The 19,635-nt window shown below is 74.2% G+C and carries 16 protein-coding genes and 2 pseudogenes; 7 read left to right on the top strand and 11 right to left on the bottom strand.

Going from position 1 to position 19,635, the window contains the following annotated elements:
- The 5 genes from BLS43_RS28180 to BLS43_RS28160 all read right to left on the bottom strand — a co-directional run.
- Positions 1-882, bottom strand: an 882-nt coding sequence (locus BLS43_RS28180; RefSeq protein ID WP_093089752.1) for an iron-siderophore ABC transporter substrate-binding protein, incomplete at its 3' end; no start/stop codon positions are given.
- Positions 883-1,082: 200 nt separating this feature from the next.
- Entirely contained in the window at positions 1,083-1,559 is a 477-nt protein-coding gene (locus BLS43_RS28175) for a putative immunity protein (protein WP_245707895.1), read from the bottom strand.
- Positions 1,560-1,685: 126 nt separating this feature from the next.
- Positions 1,686-2,570: an HTD2 family dehydratase gene (locus BLS43_RS28170; protein ID WP_093089750.1), complete on the bottom strand. Its 885-nt coding sequence runs from the start codon at positions 2,568-2,570 to the stop codon at positions 1,686-1,688.
- Positions 2,571-2,596: 26 nt separating this feature from the next.
- Positions 2,597-3,886, bottom strand: coding sequence for an SLC13 family permease (locus BLS43_RS28165; protein WP_093089749.1), 1,290 nt, complete (start codon positions 3,884-3,886; stop codon positions 2,597-2,599).
- A gap of 4 nt (positions 3,887-3,890) precedes the next feature.
- Positions 3,891-5,099: a CaiB/BaiF CoA transferase family protein gene (locus tag BLS43_RS28160; RefSeq protein WP_093089748.1), complete on the bottom strand. Its 1,209-nt coding sequence runs from the start codon at positions 5,097-5,099 to the stop codon at positions 3,891-3,893.
- A gap of 156 nt (positions 5,100-5,255) precedes the next feature.
- Here BLS43_RS28160 and BLS43_RS28155 point away from each other — a divergent pair, with 156 nt between their 5' ends.
- Positions 5,256-6,149 carry a LysR family transcriptional regulator gene (locus BLS43_RS28155; protein WP_093089747.1) on the top strand — a complete coding sequence of 298 codons (894 nt, stop codon included), beginning with the start codon at positions 5,256-5,258 and terminating at the stop codon, positions 6,147-6,149.
- Between the two features lie 16 nt (positions 6,150-6,165).
- On the opposite strand, the gene BLS43_RS28150 is transcribed toward BLS43_RS28155, so the two are convergent.
- From BLS43_RS28150 to BLS43_RS28125, 6 genes and pseudogenes are all read right to left on the bottom strand, one after another.
- Positions 6,166-7,047, bottom strand: coding sequence for an HpcH/HpaI aldolase/citrate lyase family protein (locus tag BLS43_RS28150; RefSeq protein ID WP_245707894.1), 882 nt, complete (start codon positions 7,045-7,047; stop codon positions 6,166-6,168).
- Positions 7,048-7,463: 416 nt separating this feature from the next.
- Positions 7,464-7,868 (bottom strand): annotated as a pseudogene (locus BLS43_RS28145) (arsenate reductase ArsC); the annotation flags it as partial.
- Positions 7,868-8,947, bottom strand: coding sequence for an ACR3 family arsenite efflux transporter (gene arsB, locus BLS43_RS28140; RefSeq protein ID WP_093089744.1), 1,080 nt, complete (start codon positions 8,945-8,947; stop codon positions 7,868-7,870). The gene arsB and the pseudogene BLS43_RS28145, both read right to left, overlap by 1 nt.
- Positions 8,944-9,333, bottom strand: a complete 390-nt coding sequence (locus tag BLS43_RS28135) for an ArsR/SmtB family transcription factor (RefSeq protein ID WP_093089743.1) — start codon at positions 9,331-9,333, stop codon at positions 8,944-8,946. Before BLS43_RS28135 ends, arsB begins: the two co-directional genes overlap by 4 nt.
- Positions 9,334-9,403: 70 nt before the next feature.
- Positions 9,404-9,859: pseudogene (locus BLS43_RS28130) on the bottom strand (MFS transporter); the annotation flags it as partial.
- Between the two features lie 4 nt (positions 9,860-9,863).
- Positions 9,864-11,180, bottom strand: coding sequence for an NAD(P)-binding domain-containing protein (locus tag BLS43_RS28125; protein WP_093089742.1), 1,317 nt, complete (start codon positions 11,178-11,180; stop codon positions 9,864-9,866).
- 97 nt (positions 11,181-11,277) lie between these two features.
- Here BLS43_RS28125 and BLS43_RS28120 point away from each other — a divergent pair, with 97 nt between their 5' ends.
- The 6 genes from BLS43_RS28120 (at position 11,278) to BLS43_RS28095 (ending at position 19,600) form a co-directional block, all read left to right on the top strand.
- Positions 11,278-12,168, top strand: a complete 891-nt coding sequence (locus BLS43_RS28120; RefSeq protein ID WP_093089741.1) for a helix-turn-helix domain-containing GNAT family N-acetyltransferase — start codon at positions 11,278-11,280, stop codon at positions 12,166-12,168.
- 263 nt (positions 12,169-12,431) lie between these two features.
- Complete coding sequence (locus BLS43_RS28115; RefSeq protein ID WP_093089740.1) at positions 12,432-13,766, top strand: lysine N(6)-hydroxylase/L-ornithine N(5)-oxygenase family protein; 1,335 nt, start codon at positions 12,432-12,434, stop codon at positions 13,764-13,766.
- 56 nt (positions 13,767-13,822) lie between these two features.
- On the top strand, positions 13,823-14,041 hold the full coding sequence (locus BLS43_RS28110; protein WP_093089739.1) for an MbtH family protein: 219 nt from the start codon (positions 13,823-13,825) through the stop codon (positions 14,039-14,041).
- Entirely contained in the window at positions 14,041-14,460 is a 420-nt protein-coding gene (gene panD, locus BLS43_RS28105) for an aspartate 1-decarboxylase (protein WP_093089738.1), read from the top strand. The genes BLS43_RS28110 and panD overlap by 1 nt, the downstream gene beginning before the upstream one ends.
- The gene (locus tag BLS43_RS28100) at positions 14,457-17,954 is read left to right on the top strand and encodes a non-ribosomal peptide synthetase (RefSeq protein WP_093089737.1); all 3,498 of its coding nucleotides are present in this window, start codon (positions 14,457-14,459) and stop codon (positions 17,952-17,954) included. The genes panD and BLS43_RS28100 overlap by 4 nt, the downstream gene beginning before the upstream one ends.
- Positions 17,951-19,600, top strand: a complete 1,650-nt coding sequence (locus tag BLS43_RS28095; protein ID WP_093089736.1) for a (2,3-dihydroxybenzoyl)adenylate synthase — start codon at positions 17,951-17,953, stop codon at positions 19,598-19,600. Before BLS43_RS28100 ends, BLS43_RS28095 begins: the two co-directional genes overlap by 4 nt.
- The last annotated feature ends 35 nt before the right edge of the window (positions 19,601-19,635 follow it).

Below are 19,635 nucleotides of genomic sequence, written 5' to 3'. Positions count from 1 at the left end.
GAGTGCGAGGTCGGGCATGAAGTAGGCGTGGTCGGCTTTGACGGCGCCGAGGTTGGCGAGGCCTGCGTTGGAGGCGAGGGTGTCGGTTTGGTTGGCGCCGAAGCCGTAGATGACGAGGATGTCGGAGTCGATCTGGGGGAGGAGTTCGGCGGAGAGGGGTGTCTGGGTGTCGGTGGGGGGTAGGGCTGCGACGTAGGGGGTGTCGGTGAAGCCGAGTTCTTTGAGTGTGGTGACGACGGTGGCCTGGTTGCCGCCGACGTAGACCTCGCCGGCCATGACGTCGAGGTAGGTGGCGGTCTTGCCGTGGAAGGTGGGGTTGGCTGCGGCGACGCCGTTGAGGTAGGTCTCGGTGTCGGTGACGAGTTTGTCGCCTTCTGCGGGTTTGCCGAGTGCTTGGGCGATCAGCCGCGTCGCGTCCTGCCACTTGGGTGCGTAGGGCTGCGCCCCGACGGGGAGGGCGACGGTCGGGGCGATGCGGGAGAGGGTGTCGTATTCGTCTTTGTCGCCGCCGGAGGCGACGTTGATGATCAGGTCGGGCTTGGCCGCGGCGATGGTCTCCAGGGGCAGGACGCGGCCGGTCGTCACGGTGGGGGTGGCCGTGCCGAGTTTGTCTTCGGCCCAGGGGCCGACGCCGCGTTCGAAGCCGTAGCGGCTGTGGATGCCGACGGGGGTCACGCCGAGGGCGAGGACGACGTCGGCGTCGGACGGGCCGAGGGTGAACACCCGGGTGGGTTGTTGGGGGATCGTGGTGGATCCGAGTGCGTGTTGCACGGTGACGGGGAACGCGGCGGCGGGGGCCTGCGCCTGCTCGGCCGGAGCGGGTGTGCCGGCACACCCGGCCAGCACCAGCAGGAGCGCCACCGCTCCGAGGATTCGCTTCATGAGGGCAGACTAATCTGAGGTTTGGGGTGCAAACAACCACGCGCCTCAGCGATCGCGGCCTGGTCGGTGCCGGTCCACCCGCGAACCCAGAACGCGAGACCTTCGCCGAGCCCCAGAAGGCACCCCGGTCGAGCCGGGCGACCGCCACGTCCAGCGCGGCCTCCCGAGCAGCGCCGCGGCACACCTCCCGGCCCCGGCCGTCACTCGAAGACGGACCAGCAGAGGGCGTTGCGCCGCTGCTGGTCCTCGAGGACGAGCTCCCGGACCGGCGCGGGGAGCCTGTCGCGCTGCCACCCGCACTCGCGCCTGCCCGCCTCCACCCCCGACGCCGCCCGCACGGCCTTGATCGCGTAGGCGGCGGCCCCGAGGTCGTGCTCGGCGACGTGCGCCACGCACGCCGCCTGCCCCGCCGCGTAGGCGGCGAAGCGGGGTGCCCCGCGCAGGTCCCGGGCCGCCCCCATGGCGTGTCCGCCCGCCGAGCGGGTGTCCCACATGGACAGTTCCCCGCGCGTCCACGCCCGCACCGCGGCGAGCGCCGCCCGCGGCCGCGGATCGTCCGAGCCGAACAGGGGGAGGACGTGCTCGGCGCAGTCCGCGGCCCACAGCGCGAGCAGGTGGTGGTCGGCGTCGGTCAGCGTGCCGCCTCGGCGGACGGTGACCATCCTGGGGTCGCGCACCGGGGGCAGGATCATCCTCCGTGCCGCCCCCTGTCGTCGGGGGTCAGGCTCGCGTCCACGGATCCGAGCCTACGAGAGGCCGAAGGCCCCGGTGCGGACTCAGGGCGGCTCCCGGTGCGTCGTGGCTCAGCGGAGCCGCACCTGCGCGGTCAGCGACGGCTCGACGCCCTCGGCGGCGACCGCGACCGTCGCGGTGTCGCCCTCCCGGTCGCCGGTCGCGACCAGTGGGGACGGGACGAAGGCCGGACGGGACAACCGGTAGGAGACGCTCTCGACCTGCTCCTGCGGGGCGTGGCGCCGGGGCAGCTCCAGGGCGAGCAGCGCCATCAGCGGGCCGTGGATCACCAGGTCCGGGTACCCCTCCACCGCGGTGACGTACGGGACGTCGTGGTGGATGCGGTGGCCGTTGTAGGTCAGCGCGCTGAAGCGGGAGAGCAGGACCGAGTCGGTGGGCAGCCGCAGACGCCAGGCGGCGGCGGGCTCCGGTCGGCCGCCCTCCGGACGTGCCATGGTCCGCCGCTCGGTGCCCTCGGGCTCGGAGCGGTAGACCACGTCCTGCTCCTCGACGGCCGCCACCGCGGGATCGCCGTCGACGGTGAGCTCGCTGCGCACCGTCACGAACAGCATCTCCCCGGTCCGCCCCGACCGCGGGACCACGGCGCTCACCGCGGACCGGCTGGTCAGGACGGACCCGAACGGGATGGGCCGGTGCCGGGTGAACCGGCCGCCGGCGATCATGCGCCGCCTGCCCGGGATGGGCGGCAGGAACGGTCCGTCGGCCGGGTGGCCGTCCTCGCCGATCTCCGAGGTGCGCGGGTGGGCCAGCACCAGGAACCAGTGCCACAGCGGAGGCAGCGGCGCCCCGTCGTCGAGGGCGGGCGGGTCGGTCTCGACCAGGTCGGCGAAGGCCGCGGCGGGCCAGGGATCGACCCGGCGGGTGAGCTCGACGGTCGGCGGGTGCCAGTCCGCGACGGCCGCGGCGAGCGATCCCTGGGTGGCGAGGTCGGTCATGAGTCTCCTTCGGGGTCGAGACGGCGTCAGAGGACGACGAACGCGAGCCAGGCGGCGACCGGCGCGAGGAGGCAGACCCCGAGGCCCCACAGGAGCATCGCGCGGTAGGTCTGCGGGCGCAGGGCGTCGGGCGCGTTGGCGATGACGAGGGCGCCGTTGGTGGAGAACGGGCTCGCGTCCACGATGGTCGACGCGGCGGCCAACGCGATGACCACCCCGGTCACCGGGAGCGCCCCGGAGCCGAGGAACGGCACCGACAGCGGGACCAGCGCGCCGAGGATGCCCGTCGTGGACGCGAACGCCGAGACGACACCGCCGATGTAGCAGATCACCAGCGCCGCGACCAGCGGCGTGCCGATCCCGACGATCATGGCGCCCAGCGAGTCGACGACGCCGACGTCCTCCAGCACGCCGATGTAGGTGACGATGCCGCAGACCAGCAGGATCACCGGCCACGCGATCTGACTCGTCGCCTCCTTGGCGGTGCCGCGGAAGATCAGCGCCAGCACGGCGGCGATGGTCAGCGCGGTGAAGCCGGTGTCCAGGCGGAAGCCGATGGTGCCCACCACCAGCGTCGCGAGGCCGACCAGGGTGACCAGCTGCTCCACCTGGAGGCGGCTGGCGGCCGGGGCCGCGGTGAGCGTCGCCGTGCGGCCCGTGCCGCCGCCCGCCGGGCCCGCCCCGGGCGCGGCGTCCTCGTCGGGGGCCGGGGCGATGCGCCGGCGTCCGAAGATCGCCCAGGTGGCGAGGGCGGCCACGAGGTTGAGCGCGAACGTGCCGGCGAACAGGGCGGCGGCGTCGACCTGCAGGCCGTTGGCCGCCAAGGTGCCGTGCACGATGCCGCCGAGGATCCCGGTGGGGGAGAAGCTCCCCGCCGCGGCGCCGTTGACGGCCATCAGGCCCGCGTAGATGGGGGTGATGCCGTGCCGCACGGCGAAGGTGATGCCGATCGGGGCGACGATCGCCACGGCCGCGGGCGAGGCGGCGCCCGCCGCGCAGAGCACGGTCGTCAGCAGGAACAGCACCCACGGCACCAGCCCGATCCGGTTGCCGCTCAAGCGGACCGTGGACCGCACCAGCCAGTCGACGGTGCCGTTCGTCCGGGCCATCCCGAACAGGAACGTCACGGCGAGCAGCACCACGAACAGGTCGCCGGGGAACGCGGCGAGCACCTCCTTGGGTCGGCTCCCGACCAGGACGCTGCCCACGAGGAACGCCGCGACGAGGGCGAGCACGCCCATGTTCAGACCCCGCAGGGCCGACAGCAGGAAGACGGCGGCGAGCCCGAGAACGCCGATGATCTCGATCGTCGTCATGCCGTCACCGCGCCCGGGCCGGGACCGGCTGCTCGGCCTGTTCCCGTATCTCGTCGAGCCAGGCGAGCACGCTCTCGGTGTGCTCGCCCAGCGCGGGCACCGGGCGGAGCGCCGGGTCGGTGCCCGGCAGCCGCACCGGCGGCACGAGCCCGGCCAACGGGCCGACCGGGCTGTCGAACTCGGCCCACCGTTCCCGGGCGCGCAGCTGGGGGTGGTCGGCGAACTCGGCCAGGGTGCGTTGGCGGGCGTAGGCGATGGGCGCCGCCTCCAGCCGGGCGACGAGCTCCTCCCCGGTCAGGGTCGCGGCGACCTCCGCGATCAGCGCGTCCAGCTCGGCGCGGCGGGCCACCCGCTGCGCGTTGCCCGCGAAGCGCGGGTCCGCGGCCAGCGCGGGCTGCTGCAGCACGACCCGGCAGAACGCCTCCCACTCGTGCTCGTTCTGCAGCCCGAGGTTCACGACCGTGCCGTCGCCCGCGGTGAACGGGCCGTACGGGGCGATGGTGGCGTGGCTGGCGCCCGCGCGCAGCGGCGCCGTGCCGCCGTAGCGGGTGAAGTACTCGGCGTAGCCCATCCACTCGCCGAGCGCCTCGAGCATGGACACCTCGAAGGCGGTCCCCCGCCCGGTCCGGCCGCGGTCGAGCAGCGCCGTGAGGATCCCGGAGTAGGCGTACATGCCCGACGCGATGTCGGCGATCGAGATCCCGACCTTCGCAGGCTCCTCCGGCCCGCCGGTGAGCGAGACGAGCCCGGCCTCGCACTGGATCAGCAGGTCGTAGGCCTTGCGGGTGCCGTACTCGCCGCCCGTGCCGTAACCCGAGACACCGCAGACGACCAGGCGCGGGTGCCGGGCGGTGAGGGTGGCGGGCTCGAGGCCGAGCCGGTCGGCGGCGCCGGGTGCGAGGTTCTGCACCAGCACGTCGGCCCGGCCGACCAGCTCGTGCAGCGTCCGGTTCCCCGCGGCCGAGCGGACGTCGAGCTCGACGCTCTCCTTGCCGCGGTTGAGCCAGACGAAGTGGCTGGACATCCCGCGCACGGTGGTGTCGTAGTGCCGGGCGAGGTCGCCGCGACCGGGGCGCTCGATCTTGATGACGCGGGCGCCGAGGTCGGCGAGCTGGCGGGTCGCGAACGGGGCCGCGACGGCCTGCTCGAGGCTGACGACGACGAGCCCGGCCAGCGGGCCCCCCGTGGTGGGCGGTGGTGCGGACGTTCTCATGGGCCACTCCATCGTGGGTTCGGCGACGTGGTTCGGCGACGAGGGTTCGGCGACGAGGCGGTGGGCGATCGCCCGGCAGCCAGGATCGCGGCGGCCGGCGCCCGTGTGAAATGAACGCTTCGCGGACCGACGATGCGCGTCGCGCATAATCGCAGCATGGAGATCCGGGAGCTGGGCTGGTTCACGCTGCTCGCCGAGCGGGAGCACGTCACCGAGGCGGCCGAGCACCTCAACGTGGCGCAGTCGACGCTGTCCCGCGCGGTCGCCCGGCTCGAGCGCAGGCTCGGGGTGCCGCTGTTCGACCGCGCCCACAACCGGCTGCGGCTCAACGAGTACGGCGAGATCCTGCGCGCGCACGCGCTGCGGGCCCTGGCGGAGATCTCCGCGGCCGAGCAGCGGATCGCCGCGCTGGCCGATCCGGGGCGCGGCACGCTCTCGGTCGGCTTCCTGCACTCCTTCGGCGGCTGGCTGCTGCCCGGCCTGCTCGCCGGCTATCGCGCCGAGTCCCCGGGGGTGGCGTTCCGGCTCAGCGGCGGCGCGGCCGACACCGTGGTCGACGGCGTGCGCGCCGGCAGTCTCGACGTGGCCTTCACCAGCCCGCGCCCGGCCGGTGACGACCTGCTGTGGACCGAGCTGGGAGACGAGCGGCTGGGGCTGCTGGTGCCCGAGGCCCACCCGCTGGCCGAGCGGGAGTCGGTCGCGGTGGAGGAGCTGGCTCAGGAGCAGTTCGTCGCGCTCGAGCGGCTGTACGGGCTGCGGCAGGTCGCGGACCGGCTCTGCGCGGCCGCGGGTGTGTTGCCCCGGGTGGTCATGGAGGCCACCGAGCTCGTCACGGTGCGCTCGCTGGTCGCGGCCGGGCTGGGTGTCGCGATCGTGCCGGCGCCGCGCCCGGGGGACGCGGTGCTGCCCGGGGTGCGGGACGTGGCGATCGCCGACCGCGGGGCCTCGCGGGCGGTCGGGATGATCGTGGCCGCCCACGGCACCCCGACGCCCGCGGCCCGCCGGTTCCGGGAGTTCGTGCGGGCCCGGCACACCGAGCCCCCGAGCTGAGGCGCCCGGGTCGTGGTCAGGAGCCGGGGGCGTGGCTCGCCTGGCGGAGGACCTCGCGGGCGTGGGCGAGCACCGGAGCGTCGACCATCCGACCGTCGAGGGCGAAGACGCCGGCGGTGTGCCGGTCGGCGGCGGCGAGCACCGCCCGGGCGTCGGCGACCTCCGTCGGCGTCGGGCGGAAGGCCTCCCGCACCACCGCGACCTGGCTGGGATGGATGCAGGCCTTGGCCGCGTAGCCGTCCGCGACGGCGTCCGCGGTGTCGGTGCGCAGCCGCTCGAGGTCGGCGATGTCGACCAGGACGGTGTCGACCGGCATCACCCCGGCGGCCCGGGCCGCGTACAGGATGCGGGTGCGGGCCTCGGCCAGGGCGGGCCGGTACCCGCCTGCCTCGGTGCGAGCGCTGCGGCCGCCGAGGTCGGCCCGCAGGTCCTCGCTGCCCCACATGATCCCGACACAGTTCGGAGCGGCCGCGATCTCCGGTGCGGCGAGCACCCCGGCCGCGGTCTCGCAGAGCGCGACGACGGGTCGGGGCGCGAGCGCGACGACGTCCGCGGCCCGGGCCGTCATCGGCAGCATCACCGGGACGTCCGGACGGGCGGCCAGGGCGGCGAGGTCGTCGTCGTGCCAGGGGGTCCCCGGTGCGTTGATCCGCACCAGCACACCGGCCGGGTCCAGCGCGTCCAGCCCGGCGACGACCGCCGACCGCGCCCCGTCCTTGGCGCCCGGGCCGACCGCGTCCTCGAGGTCGAGGACCACCATGTCCGCCACGGCGGCCGCCTTGGCGTAGCGCTCCGGTCGGTCCCCCGGGCAGAACAGCCACGCCGGGCCGCGCACGACCGGTGGTGGGGAGTCCTCGACGGCCTCGGCGAGGCTCGGTGCAGCGGGCTCGTCGGCCACATCACTCCTTGTCCGGTGGGGTCGGCGCAGCCGGGTCCACACGAGACGGGCCGGGCGCCGGGACCCCCAGTCTCGGTCACCGACGCGAGGGTGTGAAGTCCGGGCGGCGCGGGCCGACGATGCGCTGGGCGCATGACGCCTCGGCCCGGAGTTCAGAGCCCGGATCTCCCCACCTCCCGCCCCGCAGGATCGGCGGCCCAGGAGCGCAGGAAGGCGTGGCCGTCGTTGTGCCGCCGCGATCTGCTGCTCGACGAAGCGTGCCTCGGCCCCCGCGTCGTCCTCCGTGTCGCCCAGGAACAGCCGCAGGCTCAGCGAGAACTCCATGGGCCGCGCGTAGCCCTCCGATGCGGCCCGGACCCGGGCGATGCGCTCTCGTGTCCCGGCGAACGGCTCGCCCCAGGGCGTGGAGAGGTCTCGGCCTGCGGCACGAGCTCGGCGAGGAGCGCGCGGACGCGGCGGTCGATGTCGTCGCGGATCGGGCGGACCTCGTCGGCGGGCTTTCCGGCGGGGTCGGTGAGGGCCCAGTCGAGGTAGCGCTTGCCGGGGAAGACCGGGCAGGCGTCCCCGCAGCCCATGGTGATGACGACGTCCGAGGCCTCGACGGCGTCGGTGGTGAGCGTCGTGGGGACCTCGTGGGTGAGGTCGATGCCGATCTCGGCCATGACCTCGCGCACGGCGGGGTTGATGGTCTCGGCAGGTTCGGAGCCTGCGGAGCGGACGGCGACCGCGCCGTGGGCGTGGTGCCGGAGCAGCGCTGCGGCCATCTGGGAACGGCCGGCGTTGTGCACGCAGACGAACAGGACCTCGGGAACGGCGGGCATCAGCGGGCTCCGTGACGGGTGGGCCACCAGCGGCGACGCAGGGCGAGTGAGACGTAGACCAGGCCGACGAGCACGGGCACCTCGATCAGTGGGCCGACGACGCCGGCGAGGGCCTGGCCCGACGTCACGCCGAAGGTCGCGATGGCGACGGCGATGGCGAGCTCGAAGTTGTTGCCCGCGGCGGTGAACGCCAGCGTGGCGGAGCGCTCGTAGCCCAGACCGACGGCCTTCGCGAGGGCGAGGGATCCGAACCACATGAGCGCGAAGTAGGCCAGCAGCGGCAGCGCGATCCGCGCGACGTCGAGGGGTTGCGAGGTGATCGCCTCGCCCTGGAGGGCGAAGAGGACGACGATGGTGAACAGCAGCCCGTAGAGCGCGAACGGCCCGATCCGGGGGATGAACCTCTCCTCGTACCACGTGCGGCCCTTGGCCTTCTCCCCGAACCGGCGGGTCAGGTAGCCGGCGACCAGGGGGATCCCGAGGAAGATCACGACGGACCGGGCGATCTGCCAGGCGGAGACGTCGAGGTCGGCCCGGGGGAGGCCCAGCCACCCGGGGAGCACGGAGAGGTAGAACCAGCCGAGTCCGGCCAACGCGACGACCTGGAACACCGAGTTGATCGCCACCAGGACGGCGGCGGCTTCGCGGTCACCACACGCGAGGTCGTTCCAGATGACGACCATGGCGATGCAGCGGGCCAGGCCGACGATGATCAGGCCGGTGCGGTACTCGGGCAGATCGGGGAGCATCAGCCAGGCCAGGGCGAACATCAGCGCGGGCCCGAGCACCCAGTTGAGGACCAGCGAGGAGGCCAGCAGGCGGCGGTCCCCGGTGACGGTGTCCAGCCGGTCGTAGCGGACCTTGGCCAGCACCGGGTACATCATGATCAGCAGCCCGAGGGCGATGGGCAGCGAGACGCCGTCGACGGCGATGGCGTCGAGCGCTTCGCCCAGGCCGGGGACGAGTCGTCCGGCGCCGAGCCCGATCGCCATGGCGGCGAGGATCCAGACCGGCAGGAAGCGGTCGAGTGTGGACAGTCGCTGCGCGACGGGTGCGTCGGGGTCGTTCGCGGTGGTCATGCGGGGGCGTCCTCGGGGGCGCAGGTGCCGGCGAGTGGGGTGTCGGTGGGGACCAGGACGTGGGCGAGCCTGCCGATGACGGCGGGGCGGACGCGGTAGTAGATCCAGGTCCCCCGCCGTTCCCCGGTGATCAGCCCCGCGGTGCGCAGGACCTTGAGGTGGTGGCTGATGGTGGGGCCGGTCAGCTCGAACGCGCCGGTCAGGTCGCACACGCAGGCCTCGCCGCCGTCGTGGGCGGCGATCAGGGACAGCAGGCGTAGCCGGACCGGGTCGCCGAGCGCCTTGAACACGGCGGCCAGTTCGGTCGCCTCGTCGGCACTGAGTGCGGCGTGGGTGGCCGCGGAGGTGACCAGCAACGGCAGGGGCACCGGGACGGAGTTCGACACACGTCTATCTTCATGGATGTCGAAGCAGCGGGTCGACGCGGGGATCCGGTGACCTCGAGAGCAGCCCGGGCCCGGCCGGCAGCGTCACCACGGTCAGCGCCCGCACCCGTCGAGGCCCCCACCGGCGGGTCAGCGCAGCGAAGGCGGGCGGATAGAGGGTCCCGGCCATGGCGACCCCGGCGAGGGCCCACGCGGCGAAGAACAGCGGCAGCGTGGGTGCCCATCCGATCCCGACGACGACGGCGGGCGCGGCCAGCGCCGAGCCGACCGTCATCACCGGCCGCGGCCCGATCCGGTCCAGCAGTCGCCCGGACCAGATCCCCACCAGCGCCGACACGACGAGGCCCGTCGAGAAGGCGGCCGTGACCGTCGAGACCGGCCGGCCCGTGTCGGCGGAGATCGACGGCGCGAGGACGGGGAAGGCGTGGTAGCGGACACCCCAACTGACGATCTTGGTCGCGCAGAGCACGACGAGTACCCGCCGCAGACCCCCGACGGTCAGCGACGCGGCGCTCGCCGGCGGCACCTGCTCAGTCCTGCGGGCGCCCGACGCCCACCGCGACCGGCTCGACGGGGGCGCCACAGCAGCCCCCGTCCGCGGCGCCCGCCGGGTCGTCGAACACCCCGGCGCCCCCGCAGACCCCGGTCTCGGGGAGGACCAGCTCGACCCGCCCGGCCGCGGCCTGGTCCCCGTCGATCGCGGCGACGACGGAGCGGACCTGCTCGTAACCGGTCATCGCGAGGAACGTCGGCGCGCGGCCGTAGGACTTCATGCCGACCAGGAACACCCCCGGCTCGGGCTGCGTCAACTCCCGCGCCCCGTGCGGAGACACCGTGCCGCACGAATGCACGTTCGGGTCGATGAGCGGCGCCAGCGCGCGGGGTGCCTGCAGCACCGGGTCGAGGTCCAGGCGCACCTCCGAGAGCCACGACAGGTCCGGACGGAACCCGGTCAGGGCCACGACCTCCGCCACCGGGTCGAGGCGGCGGCCGTCGTCGGCGACCAGGACGAGTCCGTCCGCGGCGGCCTCGACGGCGCGGGTGCGGAACCCGGTCACGATACGGACGTGCCCGGCCTCGACGGCGGCGGCGGCGCGCCGGCCCAGCGCTCCGCGTGCTGGGAGCTGGTCGGCGTCCCCGCCGCCGAAGGTGTCCCCGAGCCGGCCGCGGCGCAGCAGCCAGGTCACGTGCGTGCCCGGCTCGGCGGCGGCGAGCTCGGCGAACGCCACCAGCGCGGTCAGGGCCGAGTGCCCGCTCCCGGCCACCGCGATCCGCTCGCCCGCGAACCGGCTCCGCACGGCGGGGTCGTCGAGGTCGGGAACCCGGTAGCCGATGCGTGCGGCCGCGGCGCGCTCCCCGATCGCGGGCAGCCCGTCCCCGCCCAGCGGGTTCGGGCCGCTCCAGGTCCCGGAGGCGTCGACGACCGCGCGGGCGGTGATCCGCTCGTCCGCGAGGTGCACGGTCAGCGGCACGCGGTCGCGACCCGCGTCGACGACCCGGTCCCGACCACGCCGCGCCACACCGACGACGCGCGCGCCGAAGCGGACCCGGTCCCCGAGAACCTCGGCGAGGGGCTGCAGGTAGCGGGTCGCCCACTCCTGCCCGGTCGGGTGGCCGTCCGGGTCCGGGGCCTGCCACCCCGTCGACGCGAGCAGCCTCTCCGCGGCCGGGTCGACCAGCTCGGCCCACCGGGAGAACAGGCGTACGTGGTGCCACTGTCGCACCGCTGCTCCCGCCTGCTCCCCGGCTTCGAGGACCAGCGGGGTCGACCCGCGTTCGACGAGGTGTGCCGCGGCGGCGAGCCCCACCGGGCCCGCCCCCACGACCACCACCGGCAGCTCGGCCATGACTCCTCCATCGATGAGCGTCGATCCTTCGGGGTCGGACTGTATCGACGGGGGTCGATGGATGCAACCATCGACCTTCGTCGATACTCTGGTCGCCATGAGCGCTCCGCCTCGTCCGCTGTCGTCGACCGTCCTGCCGCTGTCGGACGTCTCCGACCCGGCGCCGGCGCAGCTCGCCGCCGACGATGCCGCGACCTATGCCGAGTGGTTCGCCTGCCTCGCCGACCCCACCCGCGTCCGGCTCCTGCACGCCGTGGCGGTCGCAGGCCACGAGACGACGGTCGGTGAGCTGCACACCCGGCTCGGGATCAGTCAGTCCACCACCTCCCACCACCTGCGCAAGCTCGCCGACGTCGGGTTCGTGACCGTGCGGAAGGAGGGCACGGCCACCCTGGTGTCGGTCGACCCCGCCTGCTGCACCGGCCTGCCGCACGCCGCCGACGCCGTCATGGGACTGCTCGGCCCCCGTCCCTGCTGCCCGGCCGACCTGCCGGGAGACGTCACCGTCCGCACCCTGGAGACACGCGACTGGCCGGACGTGCGACGCATCTACGCCGAGGGCATCGCCACCGGACACGCCACCTTCGAGACGGACGTCCCCGACCGCCGCGAGCTCGACCGCAGGTGGCTTCCCGGCCACCGCTGGGTCGCGGACGTCGACGGCCGGGTCGCCGGGTGGACCGCCCTGACCGCCGCCTCCACCGACCCCGTCTACGCCGGGGTCGCCGAGTCCGCGGTCTGCGTCGGCGCCGGGTTCCGCGGCCGCGGCGTCGGGAAGGCGTTGCTGCACAGGCAGGTCACCGCCGCGGACGACACCGGGATCTGGACGCTGCAGACCTCGACCTTCCCCGAGGACCGTGCCTCGCTGGCCCTGCACCGCTCCGCCGGCTACCGCACCCTCGGCGTCCGCGAACGCATCGCCCGCCACCACGGCGTCTGGCGGGACACCGTGCTCCTCGAACGGCGCCGCGCCGTCGACGACGACTAGGAGACGGCGGAACCCGAGCGACCCGTTCGGTCGACACCGCCGGGCTCACGGCGTCGATCGCGTCCATCCCTTCCATGTGCGGGATCTGGAACCGAAGTCACGATCACGTGTCGCACGCCTCACTCGTTCGGACCCCCGCTCCGCGTCGGAGCGTGTCCGATGTCGCCCGTGGAGGGCCCGCTTGGCCCTCATACTCTGCCAAAGGGTTAGGTTAGCCTTCGCTCGTCAAAAGCGTGACGGACTAACCGCTGTCAGGAGTGTGCATGGTCTCCGGCCAAGCCGCAGGATCGGTGTTCGACGTGGTGGGAGTGGGGTTCGGTCCCTCCAACCTGGCCATCGCGATCGCGCTGCGAGAGTGGAACCAGCGACAGGGTGCGCCCGGGCTGACGGCGCGATTCCTCGAGCGGCAGCCGCGGTTCGGCTGGCACCGCGGGATGCTCCTCGAGGACGCGACCATGCAGGTCTCCTTCCTCAAGGACCTCGCCACCCTGCGGAACCCGACCAGCGACTTCAGTTTCCTGGCCTACCTCGCCAGTCGCGGACGGCTGGTCGACTTCATCAACTACGGCACCGCGTTCCCCACCCGGATCGAGTTCCACGACTATCTCGAGTGGGCCGCCGACCGGGTCGCGGACGACGTCGACTACGGAGTCGAGGTCGTCGAGGTCAGCCGGGGCCCGTCGGCCTGGTCGCACGGCCCGGCGGAGTATCTCGACGTGGTCGCCGCGCACGCGGACGGGCGGGTGGAGCGACTGCGGGCCCGGAACGTCGTCCTCGCGACCGGTCTCCGACCGCACCTTCCCGAGGGTGCCCGACTCGGTGAACGGGTGTGGCACAACCGCGAGCTCGTCCAGCGGGTCGACGGCCTCCGCTCGGCCGATCCGGCGCGGTTCGTCGTGGTGGGGGCGGGGCAGAGCGCCGCCGAGACGGCGGAGTACCTGCACCGCAGCTTCCCGTCCGCCCAGGTCTGCGCCGTGTTCGCGCGCTACGGGTACAGCCCGGCCGACGACAGTCCCTTCGCCAACCGGGTGTTCGACCCCAAGGGCGTCGACGACTTCTTCGCCGCCGAGGAGGACGCCAAGCGGCTGATCCTGGATTACCACGCGAACACGAACTACTCCGTCGTCGACCCGGATCTGATCGAGCGGCTGTATCGGTCCCACTACCACGAGAAGATCGCCGGGACCGAACGGCTCCGGTTCCTCAACCTCTCGCGGGTCCGGGACGTGCGAGACGGGCCCGACGGCGTCGAGGTCGCCGTCGAGTCGTTGGTGGACGGCGCTCGGGAGACCCTCTCCGCCGACGCGCTGGTCTACGCCACCGGCTATCGCTCCACCGATCCCGCCGCGCTGCTCGGCGACCTCGCGGGCGACTGCGTCCGGGACGGGAGCGGACGGCTGGCCATCCGGCGCGACTACAGCGTCGAGACCACCGCGCAGGTCGAGGCCGGTCTGTTCGTGCTGGGGGCGACCGAGCACACCCACGGGATCTCGTCGACCCTGCTGTCGAACGTCGCGATCCGCGCGGGCGAGATCGTCGACGCCGTGGCCGACTCGGCCCGGAGGTCCGCGCGGAAGCCGACCGCCGCGGCGAGCTGACGCCGCACCGACCACTCCCACCACCTCGAGGTCCCTACCGAAAGGAAGCTGTACGCATGTCGACGAACCCCTTCGACGACGAGAACGGGGAGTTCTACGCCCTGGTGAACGAGGAGGGCCAGTACTCGTTGTGGCCGACGTTCGCCGCGGTGCCCGCGGGGTGGGAGATCGTCTGCGGCCCGGACTCCCGGCAGGCGTGCCTGGACCACGTGGAGCAGAACTGGACCGACCTGCGACCGAAGAGCCTGGTCGCGGCGATGGAGCAGGGCGCCTGATGTATCGCACGTTGCTCAGCGGCAAGATCCACCGCGCGACCGTGACGCAGGCGGACCTGCACTACGTCGGCTCGATCACCATCGACGCCGCCCTCATGGAGGCGGCCGACCTCGTCGAGGGCGAGCAGGTGCAGGTCGTCGACATCGAGAACGGCGCCCGACTGGTGACCTACGCCATCACCGGCGAACGGGACAGCGGGGTGATCGGGATCAACGGCGCGGCCGCCCACCTGGTGCACCCGGGCGACCTCGTGATCATCATGTCGTTCCGCCAGGTGCCCGCCGCCGACCCGACCTCGCTGGTCCCGCGGGTGGTGCACGTCGACGCCGACAACCGGATCGTCGCGCTCGGTGCGGACCCGGCCCAGCCCGTCCCCGGCGCCCCCGAGGTGCTGGTCTCCGGGCGGACGGCCCGGTGAGCGAGACGGTGGAGCTCGACGGCGCCGCGCTGCGCGTCCTGCTGGCCGAGCTGTTGGAGGAGGAGCCCGCGGACATCGCCGACGACGCGAACCTCTTCGAGCTGGGTCTGGAGTCCATCACGCTGATGCGGCTGGTGAGCCGCTGGCGCGGGGAGGGCCGCCACGTCGGGTTCGCGGCCCTGGCCGAGAACCCGACGGTCGAGGCGTGGACGCGCCTGCTCGCCGGGGACCCGGTGACCGGGGCCGACGAGCCCGCGGCAGGGGCTGCGCCGGGATCTGCGCCGGGACCTGCGCCGGGATCCGCGGCGGACGCGGGCGAGGAGTTCGACCTGGCGCTGCTCCAGCACGCCTACTGGGTCGGGCGGGACGCGGGACAGCAGCTCGGCGGGGTGGCGCCGCACCTCTACCTCGAGTTCGACGGCCCCGGGATCGACCCCGACCGGCTGCGCGCGGCCTTCGACGGGCTCGTCCGCAGGCACCCCATGCTGCGCGTCCGGATCGGGGACGACGGCAGGCAACGCATCGCCCGGCCGTCGTCCTGGCAGGCCCTGCGCGTGCACGACCTCCGCGCGGCGGAACCCGAGGACGCGGCCCGCGAGCTCGACCGGATCCGGGACGAGATGTCCCACGAGCTGCTGGACATCGAAGGGGGCGAGGTGTTCCGGGCCGCCGTCAGCCTGCTGCCCCCCGGCCTGTCCGGCGGGCCCCGCGCGCGGCTGCACCTCGACGTGGACATGGTGGCCGCGGACGCGGTGAGCTACCGCGCGATGCTGGCGGACCTGGCCGCGCTCTACGCCGACCCCGACGCCGCGCTGCCCGCGCTGCGCTACACCTACCGGGAGTACCTGCACGCCCGGCCGGAGGCACGGGCGGCGGTGCAGGCGGAGGCGGCGCGGTACTGGGCCGACCGGCTGGCCACGCTGCCCGGGCCCCCGGAGCTCCCGCGTGCCGTCGATCCCGGCGACCGGGCGCGGGCGCGGCGGCTCGCCTTCCACCTGGACACCGCCGAATGGGCCGCGGTCGCCGCCGCCGCGCGCCGGCGCGGGGTCACCCCCGCGGTCGCCGTCGCCACCGTGTTCGCCGAGGTGGTGGGCGCGTGGAGCGCCGATCCCCGGTTCGTCCTCAACGTGCCGATGTTCGACCGCGAGCAGGTCCACCCGGACATCGACCGGGTCGTCGGGGACTTCACCAGCTCCGTGCTGCTGGAGGTCGACCTGACCGAGCCGCGGACGCTGCACGAGCGGGCGCAGGCGGTGCAGCGGCGGTTGCACGCGGACGCCTCGCACAAGGACCACTCCGGGCTGGAGGTGCTCCGCGATCTCGGCCGCCGCAACGGCGAGCAGCTGATCGCGCCGGTGGTCTTCACCAGCGGGATCGACCTGGGTGAGCTCTTCGACCCGGGGGTGCGCGCCCACTTCGGCGACCCGGTGTGGATCATCTCGCAGGGCCCGCAGGTCGTGCTGGACGCCCAGGTCAGCGAGCTCGACGGCGGCCTGTTGGTGAACTGGGACATCCGGGAGAACGAGTTCGCGGCGGGGGTGCCCGCGGCGATGTTCGCCGCGTTCGAGGGGCTGGTCCGCGGACTCGCCCGGGCCCAGAGCTGGACGGAGCCCGTCGGTGACCTCCGGCCCGCCGACCAGCGCGCGGCGCGGGAGGCCGCGAACGACACCGCGACCCCCGGCAGCGGTGCCCTGCTCCACGAGCGGTTCTTCGCCCACGCCGCCGAGCGCGCGGACCGACCGGCCGTGTGCTGGGCGGACGGCCACACGATGGGGCACGGGGAGCTCGCGGACCGGGCGCTGCGCGTCGCCGCGGGGCTCCGGGCCCGCGGGGTCCGTCCGGGCGACCCGGTCGCCGTGACCCTGCCGCGCGGCCCCGAGCAGGTCGTCGCCGTGCTGGGCGTCCTCGCCGCGGGCGGCGCCTACGTGCCGGTCGGGATCGAGCAGCCCGCGGCGCGCGCCGAGCGCATCGCCTCGGTCTCCGGCCATGCGGTGGTCGTCGGGGCCGGCGTGCCGCTGAGCGAGCTGGAACGGGCGGACCCACTGCCCGCACCGGTGCCCGTCGACGCCGAACAGCCCGCCTACCTGTTGTTCACCTCGGGATCGACCGGCGAGCCCAAGGGCGTCGAGGTCCCGCACCGGGCCGCGGTGACCACTCTGGACGATCTCACCGGGCGGTTCGGGCTGGGACCGGGCGACCGCACGCTCGCCGTGTCGGCGCTCGACTTCGACCTCTCGGTCTTCGACGTCTTCGCGATGCTGGACGTGGGCGGCGCCGTCGTGACGCTGACCGAGGGCAGGCAGCGGGAGGCCGAGCACTGGGCCGAGCTGGTCCGGACCCACCGGGTGACCGTGCTGAACTGCGTCCCGGCCCTGCTCGACGCACTGCTCGCGACGGGTGCGGACCTGGGCGACTCGCTGCGGCAGGTCCTGCTGGGCGGTGACCGGGTGGGCGTCGACCTGCCCGGTCGGCTGTGGGCGCGTGTGCCCGGCTGCGGGTTCGCGGGGCTGGGCGGCACGACCGAGACGGCCATCCACTCCACCGTCTGCGTGGTGGACGAGATCGACCCGTCGTGGCAGTCGGTGCCCTACGGCACGCCGCTGGACGACGTCGTGCTGCGCGTCGTCGATCCGCGCGGGCGGGACACGCCGGACTGGGTGCCGGGCGAGCTGTGGATCGGGGGCGGCGGGGTCGCCGCCGGGTACCGCGGCGACCCCGAGCGCACCCGGGACCGCTTCGTGACGCGGGCGGGCACCCGCTGGTACCGGACCGGGGACACGGCGCGGTACCGGCCCGGTGGCACGGTCGAGTTCCTCGGCCGCCGGGACAACCAGGTCAAGGTCAACGGCTTCCGCATCGAGCTCGGCGAGGTCGAGGCCGCGACCTTGCAGGTCCCGGGTGTGCGGTCCGCGCTCGCCGTGGTGGTCGGCGGGGACGCCCCGTCGCTCGCCGTCGCCGTGGTGGCGGACGGGCCCGTCGGCGACGGGTCCGCGCTGCTGGCCGAGCTCGGCACCCGGCTGCCCCCGCACATGATGCCGCGCACGGTCCTCGCGCTCGACGCGATGCCGTTGACCCCCAACGGGAAGCTCGACCGTACCGCGGTCCGGTCGAGGGTCGCGGCCGCAAGCGGGGACCAGGCGCCGGTGGCGCCGCGCACGGCCCTGGAGACGGTGATCGCGCTCGTCTGGCAGTCGGTGCTGGAACAGGACGCCATCGGCGTCACCCACTCGCTGTTCGCGGTGGGCGGCGACTCCGTGCTGGCGACCTTGATCGTGTCGAGGCTGCGGGAGACCCTCGACACCCGGGAGGTCTCGGTGCGGATGCTGTTCGGCGCGCCGACGATCGCGGGTCTCGCCGCCGCGATGCTCGCGGCCTCGCGCGAACCGGACCGGCTGCGGGAGGTGGCCGAGATCGTGCTCGAGGTCGAGGCGATGTCCGAGGACGAGGCGGCGGACGCGGTCCGCGCGCTGGCCCACGCCGAGGGGGACCGGTGACCGATCCGGGGTTCACCCCCTGGCCCGCCGAGTTCGTCGAGCGCTACGTCGAGGCGGGGTACTGGGGGTCGGAGACGCTGGGCGGGCTGCTGCGCGGGTGGGCGGCCCGTTCGCCGGGGGACGTCGCGCTCGTCTGCGGACCGCGCCGCCTCACCTACGCCGAGCTCGACGCCGCCGCGGACGCGATGGCCGCCGGGTTCGGGGCCCGCGGGTTCGGACCGGGCGACCACGTCGTCGTGCAGCTGCCGAACGTGGCCGAGTTCGTGGTGGCCCTGTTCGCACTGCTGCGGCTCGGCGCGATCCCCGTCCTGACCATGCCCGCCCACCGCCGCGCGGAGATCGTGCACGTCGCGCAGGTCAGCGAGGCGGTGGCCTGTCTCGTGCCGAACCGGCACGAGGGGTTCGACCACGTGGCGCTGGCCGAGCAGGTGCGCCGCGAGGTGCCGTCCGTGCGGTCGGTGTTCGTGCGCGGCGAACCGGGGGCGTCCGTGTCGTCCGTGTCGTCCGTGTCGTTCGGGGGTTTCGAGGACCTGGCGGACGTCCCGGTGCCGGGCGCCCGGGTCGACGACGCCGCCTCCGCCGAGGACGTCGCGCTGCTCCTGATGTCCGGGGGGACCACGGGCAGGCCGAAGCTGATCCCGCGCACCCACCGCGACTACGCCTACAACCTGCGGGCGGCGGCGCAGGTGTGCGGGCTGACCGAGCGGGACGTCTACCTCGCGGTGCTGCCGATCGGGCACAACCTGCCGTTGGCCTGCCCCGGTGTGCTGGGCACGCTGTCGGCGGGCGGCACGGCGGTGCTCGCCCCGGCGCCCAGCCCGGACGTCGCCTTCGGACTGGTCGAACGCGAGCGGGTCACCGTGTCGTCCGTGGTCCCGCCGCTCGCGCGGCTGTGGGTCGAGGCGGCCCCGCAGGACGGCCGCGACCTGTCGAGCCTCGACCGACTCATGGTCGGCGGCGCCCGGCTGGACGTCGGGACGGCCGACCGCGTCCAGGAGGTGTTGGGCGTACGGCTGATCCAGTCGCTGGGCATGGCCGAGGGCCTGCTGACCCAGACCCGGCCCGAGGACCCGCCCGAGATCGTCCGGTCCACCCAGGGTCGCCCGATGTCCCCGGCCGACGAGATCCGGGTCCTCGACGAGGCGGGTCACCCGGTCCCGGCGGGCGAGGTCGGCGAGCTGTGGACGCGCGGGCCCTACACGCTGCGCGGCTACTACCGCGCGGCCGAGTACAACCGGCTGGCGTTCGACGACGAGGGCTTCTACCGCACCGGTGACCTGGTCCGGGTCCTGCCGGGAGGCCACGTCGTCGTGGCGGGCCGGGTCAAGGAGGTCATCAACCGCGGCGGCGAGAACGTGTCGGCGACCGAGCTCGAGGAGGAGCTGCTCGGGCACCCGGCCGTCGCGGCGGCCGCGGTCTTCCCGCTGCTCGACGACGACCTCGGCGAGACCGTCTGTGCCGCCGTCGTGCTCCGACCGGCCACCCCGCGACCGCCGAAGCTCAAGGAGCTCAAGGCCTACCTCCGCGAGCGCGGGCTCGCCCGCTTCAAACACCCCGACCGCCTGCTGCTCGTCGACACGCTCCCGCTCACCGGGGTGGGGAAGGTCGACAAGAAGGCGCTCGCCCAGTCGGCCGCGCGCGTCTGACGCGCCGCCCCGCCCCGCTCCGACCAGTCGAGGAA

The organism is Pseudonocardia oroxyli (assembly GCF_900102195.1).
Classification (GTDB): domain Bacteria; phylum Actinomycetota; class Actinomycetes; order Mycobacteriales; family Pseudonocardiaceae; genus Pseudonocardia; species Pseudonocardia oroxyli.
This window is presented reverse-complemented; position numbering and strand designations above follow the sequence as displayed.

Bases quoted from the DNA above. Each gene is read 5' to 3' on its own strand.
- BLS43_RS28170 (WP_093089750.1), bottom strand. From the start codon at position 2,570: ATGACCGACCTCGCCACCCAGGGATCGCTCGCCGCGGCCGTCGCGGAC.
- BLS43_RS28165 (WP_093089749.1), bottom strand. From the start codon at position 3,886: ATGACGACGATCGAGATCATCGGCGTTCTCGGGCTCGCCGCCGTCTTC.
- BLS43_RS28160 (WP_093089748.1), bottom strand. From the start codon at position 5,099: ATGAGAACGTCCGCACCACCGCCCACCACGGGGGGCCCGCTGGCCGGG.
- BLS43_RS28155 (WP_093089747.1), top strand. From the start codon at position 5,256: ATGGAGATCCGGGAGCTGGGCTGGTTCACGCTGCTCGCCGAGCGGGAG.
- arsB (WP_093089744.1), bottom strand. From the start codon at position 8,947: ATGACCACCGCGAACGACCCCGACGCACCCGTCGCGCAGCGACTGTCC.
- BLS43_RS28125 (WP_093089742.1), bottom strand. From the start codon at position 11,180: ATGGCCGAGCTGCCGGTGGTGGTCGTGGGGGCGGGCCCGGTGGGGCTC.
- BLS43_RS28120 (WP_093089741.1), top strand. From the start codon at position 11,278: ATGAGCGCTCCGCCTCGTCCGCTGTCGTCGACCGTCCTGCCGCTGTCG.
- BLS43_RS28115 (WP_093089740.1), top strand. From the start codon at position 12,432: ATGGTCTCCGGCCAAGCCGCAGGATCGGTGTTCGACGTGGTGGGAGTG.
- BLS43_RS28110 (WP_093089739.1), top strand. From the start codon at position 13,823: ATGTCGACGAACCCCTTCGACGACGAGAACGGGGAGTTCTACGCCCTG.
- panD (WP_093089738.1), top strand. From the start codon at position 14,041: ATGTATCGCACGTTGCTCAGCGGCAAGATCCACCGCGCGACCGTGACG.